This window comes from Acinetobacter sp. YH1901134 (assembly GCF_013416965.1).
GTDB lineage: Bacteria > Pseudomonadota > Gammaproteobacteria > Pseudomonadales > Moraxellaceae > Acinetobacter > Acinetobacter amyesii.
The window spans coordinates 1-5,331 of sequence record NZ_VPEW01000033.1 but is presented as its reverse complement, the minus strand read 5'-3'; the positions used below and the strand labels follow the sequence as shown (position 1 = coordinate 5,331).

Annotated in this window: 8 protein-coding genes; 6 read left to right on the top strand and 2 right to left on the bottom strand. The window is 37.1% G+C overall.

Annotated features, from left to right (window positions below):
* Nucleotides 1–306 precede the first annotated feature (306 nt).
* Nucleotides 307–723 carry a conjugal transfer protein TraD gene (locus FTV50_RS16430; RefSeq protein ID WP_108091264.1) on the bottom strand — a complete coding sequence of 139 codons (417 nt, stop codon included), beginning with the start codon at nt 721–723 and terminating at the stop codon, nt 307–309.
* Nucleotides 724–1,002: 279 nt separating this feature from the next.
* Between FTV50_RS16430 and FTV50_RS16425 the strand changes: the two genes are divergently transcribed.
* From FTV50_RS16425 to FTV50_RS16400, 6 genes are all read left to right on the top strand, one after another.
* Nucleotides 1,003–1,158 carry a hypothetical protein gene (locus FTV50_RS16425; RefSeq protein ID WP_002061201.1) on the top strand — a complete coding sequence of 52 codons (156 nt, stop codon included), beginning with the start codon at nt 1,003–1,005 and terminating at the stop codon, nt 1,156–1,158.
* The gene (locus FTV50_RS16420; protein WP_119065094.1) at nt 1,158–2,087 is read left to right on the top strand and encodes a MobA/MobL family protein; all 930 of its coding nucleotides are present in this window, start codon (nt 1,158–1,160) and stop codon (nt 2,085–2,087) included. Before FTV50_RS16425 ends, FTV50_RS16420 begins: the two co-directional genes overlap by 1 nt.
* The gene (locus FTV50_RS16415; RefSeq protein WP_068550831.1) at nt 2,084–2,584 is read left to right on the top strand and encodes a hypothetical protein; all 501 of its coding nucleotides are present in this window, start codon (nt 2,084–2,086) and stop codon (nt 2,582–2,584) included. Before FTV50_RS16420 ends, FTV50_RS16415 begins: the two co-directional genes overlap by 4 nt.
* A gap of 70 nt (nt 2,585–2,654) precedes the next feature.
* Nucleotides 2,655–2,951: a BrnT family toxin gene (locus FTV50_RS16410; RefSeq protein ID WP_042087986.1), complete on the top strand. Its 297-nt coding sequence runs from the start codon at nt 2,655–2,657 to the stop codon at nt 2,949–2,951.
* Nucleotides 2,941–3,156 carry a hypothetical protein gene (locus FTV50_RS16405; protein ID WP_042087985.1) on the top strand — a complete coding sequence of 72 codons (216 nt, stop codon included), beginning with the start codon at nt 2,941–2,943 and terminating at the stop codon, nt 3,154–3,156. The genes FTV50_RS16410 and FTV50_RS16405 overlap by 11 nt, the downstream gene beginning before the upstream one ends.
* A 127-nt stretch (nt 3,157–3,283) precedes the next feature.
* Entirely contained in the window at nt 3,284–4,093 is an 810-nt protein-coding gene (locus FTV50_RS16400; RefSeq protein WP_108091266.1) for a hypothetical protein, read from the top strand.
* 793 nt (nt 4,094–4,886) lie between these two features.
* Here FTV50_RS16400 and FTV50_RS16395 read toward each other — a convergent pair.
* Nucleotides 4,887–5,234, bottom strand: a complete 348-nt coding sequence (locus tag FTV50_RS16395) for a hypothetical protein (RefSeq protein WP_159138984.1) — start codon at nt 5,232–5,234, stop codon at nt 4,887–4,889.
* Nucleotides 5,235–5,331 lie beyond the last annotated feature (97 nt).

Genomic DNA, 5,331 nt, shown 5'->3' with positions numbered 1-5,331 from the left:
TGTACATAGTGCACTAGGTTATGTATCACCTTTTGATTTTGAAGCAATGTACTATGATAAGATTAACCCGTTAGGTCAGGTGGCCTAACTTAAATAAAAAACTCTCCGACAAACCCGGTACGGTTCACCTTTATCTTTGTTTGTGATGAATACATTAGCAAGTTCCCATTTAGGTGCTGCATGAGAGAGAATTGGTAAAGATAGACAGAGTCCTAAGATAAACTTTTTCATTAATTGTCCTATGAAATCTCATAATGATTTGTTAAATCATAACTTAATTTATTGCTGATCTAGCTTAGCTTATAATTAATTTGAATTATTTTTACGTTGTTTGAGAACTTCTAATCCTAAATCCTTCCAAATTTGCCATTTCATATCATTTGGGTCTATTTCAGCAGTTTTAAGCAGAATTCCAAGTAATTCGGCTGGGTCACGCTGATCAAGGTTAGCAATTTCAAAAAGTGCGCCTAATTGAATGAGATGACGTGTACGAGCTTTTCGTTCAGCTTCCTTTTCTGCATTCAGTAATTTTCTGACTGCTATCTTCTGTTTATTCGCTCGATCTATGGCTTTTTCAGCTTTGATCAAGGCATTCAATTTTTTCTCTTGGTCGGGAGTACGGTATTGGATTTGAGCTAATTCTAATAAAAGCTTTTGTGCATCACTGGGATTCTTTAAAGCAGAAATGTAGGTAATTTTTTCAGACAGCCAATCATTATTCATATTCAATTCCTTAATTCATATACCGCAAAAGCACAGGCTCAATACTCAAAGAACGATAACAAAATAATTACGTCCAAGGTACGCAATTTTGTTAAAGTCGTTCTAGAGATTGTCGCCTGTACTTCCATCAAAAAATTGATGGCGCGCTTAGACGTTTCTCAATTTCATTGAGAAACCTAAGCACGTTAGGGACTTCATCCCTAAAACCCTGAAACTTCTTTTTTTCGTTCAATTGAAAATTGAATGAAAAAAAGAAGTACCAAAGCTAGGAGCAACAGCATGCAACTAAAACAGGTATTGGGAAAAATCAAAGATATTAGTTTTGGCGTGATCGCAGCACCGCTAATTATCATCATTATGATGTGGGCTTCGATACTTGATCAAAGAGCGTTTAAAAAAGAACGTAACCGAAAAAAGGAACAGGATAAGACCTAATGGCGATTGCTCGTTTAAGTGTCAAAGTCGGTAAGGCAGGTAAAGCAGCACCGCATGCCGAATATATTGATCGGGATGAAGAAAAAAAGCTGAAACAAGAACAGGCAGAAACCGACCTTGAACATAGTGCCTATGGGAATATGCCGAAATGGGCTGAACATAATCCGATTACCTTTTGGGAAGCAGCCGACCTTTACGAGCGCAAAAATGGCAGTACCTATCGAGAATATGAAATTGCCCTGCCTAGAGAGATGAATGCCAAACAACGTCTAGAACTGGTTGAGGAGTTCATTCAGTCCGAGATCGGCTCAAAATATCCATATCAGTTTGCGATTCATAACCCTAAAGCAATGGACGGCAACGATCAGCCCCACGTGCATCTCATGTTTAATGAACGTCTGCAAGATGGAATCGAACGAGATCCAGAGCAATATTTCAAACGCTATAACAGCAAAAATCCTGAACGTGGCGGAGCTAAAAAAGACAATACAGGCAAGAGTTACCAGGAACGAAAAATTGATATTAAAGACCTACGCCAAAGATGGGCGGATTTATGCAACAGCCATTTAGAAAAACATCAAATTGATAGCCGTATTGATATGCGAAGCTACAAAGAGCAAGGCATAGAGAAAGAACCCGAAAAGAAACTGTTACCAAGCCAAGCCAAAGACCCTGAAATTAGGGAAGCCCTACAACAATCACGTACAGCCTATAAAGAGCTTGAGCGACTAGACTTAGGCGACCCCAAACAAGACCTGAAAGACCTCAAAAACAGCCCAATTTCAGACAAAGAAATTAAACAGGGTATTGAGAGCTTTAAGGCTGATTTTGACAGCTTTAAACAGCTTGCTTTGGAACAGTACAAACAACAGCAGAAATTAGAAAGAGAGCAACAGAAAACAATGAAGTTTAGAGGGATGAGCCGATGACACCTGATGAAAAAAAGCTATATGCACTAATGGCAGTTGCAGAACAACAGCAGAACCTCGTCAATCAGGCCGTTAAAGAGCTTCAAATCACGAAAGAACACATTCAAAGCACTATTGCTGGGCAGACCCACCATACTGTATCAAAATCGCTAAATACGGGCTTACAGGAGGGTACAGCGGAGCTTATTAAGACCGCTAAAGCACTTGGACGCTTGAATAATTCAATTGAATCAGCCCGTGATCAGTTGTCATGGAAGCTCATTACCATTGTTCTAGGCATCTTTGCCATTCTGATGCTTGGTATCATTTGGCTGTTTAGTGTTTATATCAAACCTTTAGGCAATATCCCGCAGATCGAGAGCCTGAGACAGCAAGGCATCCAGTTTGATATTGGAAGTTGTAAAGTTGATGGAGAATCTAAACCGTGTGTCCGAGTGATGAAAAAGCAGTGCGGATATGGAAAAAATGGCGATTTTTGTGTCATAGACCCAAAATAATAAGAATATTTCTTATGCTAAAAGAAAATTCTTACTTAATTTCAATTCTACGAGAGGAAAAGGGGTAATCATGCCATTGATTGAATATTACGGCTTGTTATTTGAATGGCATGACCAAAAAATGGATTTAGTCTACAGAGGGCGTGAAATTACGTTCGAAGAAGTCTGTAGTATTTTCCTTGATCCTGCATTGATGTCTTTTGATGATGTAGGACACTATGACGAACAACGACTAATATCAGTCGGTTTAAGCAATCGTGGTAGACTATTAACAGTGGTTTGGGTTGAACGTGGAGATGTTGCGAGAATAATCACTGCATTTGAACCATCACATCACCAAAAGCGGAGGTACAGCAATGCAAAATGAATTAGAACGCTATAAAAATTTTGATCCTACCAATGCCCCATTGGTTAAACCTAGTTTTGTGAAAAAATTACAGGAACGTCACGCCATCGCTCAAGCAAAGGCTTTTGATGCTGATGTGGTGACATGGTTAGGTTCACAAGATAATGAAACAAAACAACATATTAACGATATGGTTCGCCATATTATGGCATTGAAACGTACTTAATTAGGTATGACCTCCCTTTTTTGTTTTAATGTTTGATTGATTAATTAGAAAGCTCATTTGGTATTCATACCAAATGAGCTTTTACTTTATAGTTTTTGAAGGATACGCCGTGGTTAAGGAAGTTGTTATGTTGAAACATTCAAGTTTGGAAAGAAAAGAGTTCAAGCATGAAGAACTTGCACTAATAAAAAAACTTGATTTCAACGATATTGAGATTATTAAGCCTGATAATCTTGGACAAATCTTAATTTGGACTTCTAAACTTGCTGAATATCATCATGCTCAATTTGTTGAATTTAGTCATAAGTTAGATATTGTTGATGAAATAGAAGAGCGAGAAGAGATTAACAATAAGATTAATTTTTATAGAAAAAGTAGAGTTTTAGAGAATCATATCAAGGATTTCTATCTAAAAAAGCTATTGGATCAAGGAGAAGCGACAGTAAAGGGATATATCAAACATCCGATTAAACAGGATACAAATTACGCTGTAATTTCTTATCACGGATATCATTTTGTTAGTTTTGCTACTCCAGAGATTATTGAAAAATTTCCCTTACATTTTATTGATTTTGTACAAAGTGAAACACCAAAGACATTAGCAGATATACACTCTGATGAAGCTGTACTGCTATCAACGGTTAAGAATTTTATAACGCCCTTTAAAGAACAATATAAAAAAATAAAGAGTAAAAATAAGGAGATCAAAGAACACAATACGGTCGTACATAAAATTTATATAAAAATTAAAAATAAAGAAGCAACTTTGCAAAAGCCAACAGATTCAAAGCCTAAAGAATCTAGCCCCAAATCTGATGAAAAGATTACTTTACCAGTAAAAATGAAGCAGGTAGCTATTCAGCAAAATATAGCTTCACAAGAAAAGTCAATTACTGTGATTAAGAAGCGAAAATTTGCTTTAAATAAGGATAAGTAAATTTGTAATTGTAAATTATAAAGAAAATCCCCCCTAAGCCTTGCAACTTAGAGGGGTTTTCCAGTAAATTCTACGGTACGCAGTTATTTGATGTTAACCCATCGAATAACGAAGATCATAAGGTTTGGCGACCGTTATGATTTCACCAAAGGCTGGTACCTGAACTCTATTTTCACAATAAACAGTGTTTAGATCAAGTCTCAAAATGATAAGTCTTCGTTAATCCGTGTTTTAAATCATCAAATAAGCATCATAGATCGAGCTTTGCCTGCTTCTGCGTGTCCGTTTTAGGGATTGGCATGCGTTGCATGTGGAGGGAATAAGTGTCACTGGTGCAACGTAGCGATAGTCGAAAGGCTAAACCGCTACAGGGGAATCTCACAAAAGCGGAGCGTTAAGAGTAGCTGTATAGGTTGGTTAAGTTGCATGTTGGGGAAACCCTCGCAGAGATACCGCCATACTTCGACAGGGAGCGCGTGGGAGAAGGTGCAAGACCTTTAGTCCTTGTCTGCATAGTCTGCAAAGCTATGTGCGGATACGACCGATATACGTGGCTCCGAAGCCAAAAGAATATGCGGTAAATCGGCAATACTTAAAGGATGTGTCATTTTTTTAAATGACCGCCTTTAGGGAGAGTATTGCCGAAACTCTCTCAACCGTTCACCAAAGCCAAAGCACGAAGTGCGACGCTTGGGTAACGAGTTGAGAAGTTGAGAGCATGTGCTTTTGCTTTTATAGGTTTTTATATTTTTATAGAAGAGCTTTTGAGAAGCTTGTTCTGCTTAGGCTATTATTAAAATCCAATTCTGTTTGTATTAATAATAATGTTATTAGAATATTTTCCTCTGACATCATCGCAAACAGTTGTATAGCTATAATATTCATAGGTTTTTAGAGTACCAATAATATAGCCTCTTTGAAAAATAGGTTCCCATTGATTAGTAAATGGGCTCAAGAAAAGACCTTGTGAACATTCAATCGCTAAATTATTTTTCACTACATTATTTTTAGGATTTGAGTGAACTTCTTTTATAGAAAAATATCTAATATCATTATTATTTGGTGCTGTTTTGATTGAATTTTTGTCTACATATATTTTAGAAATCTCACCTTGAACCGTACCGGGTTTGTCGGAGACCAAGCTTTCTGAGAGAATGTCCCGATGAAAAAAGTAAAATATACCCCTGAAATCAGAGAAAGAGCGGTTCAATTATTGATTGAATCCGAGAAAGATTATC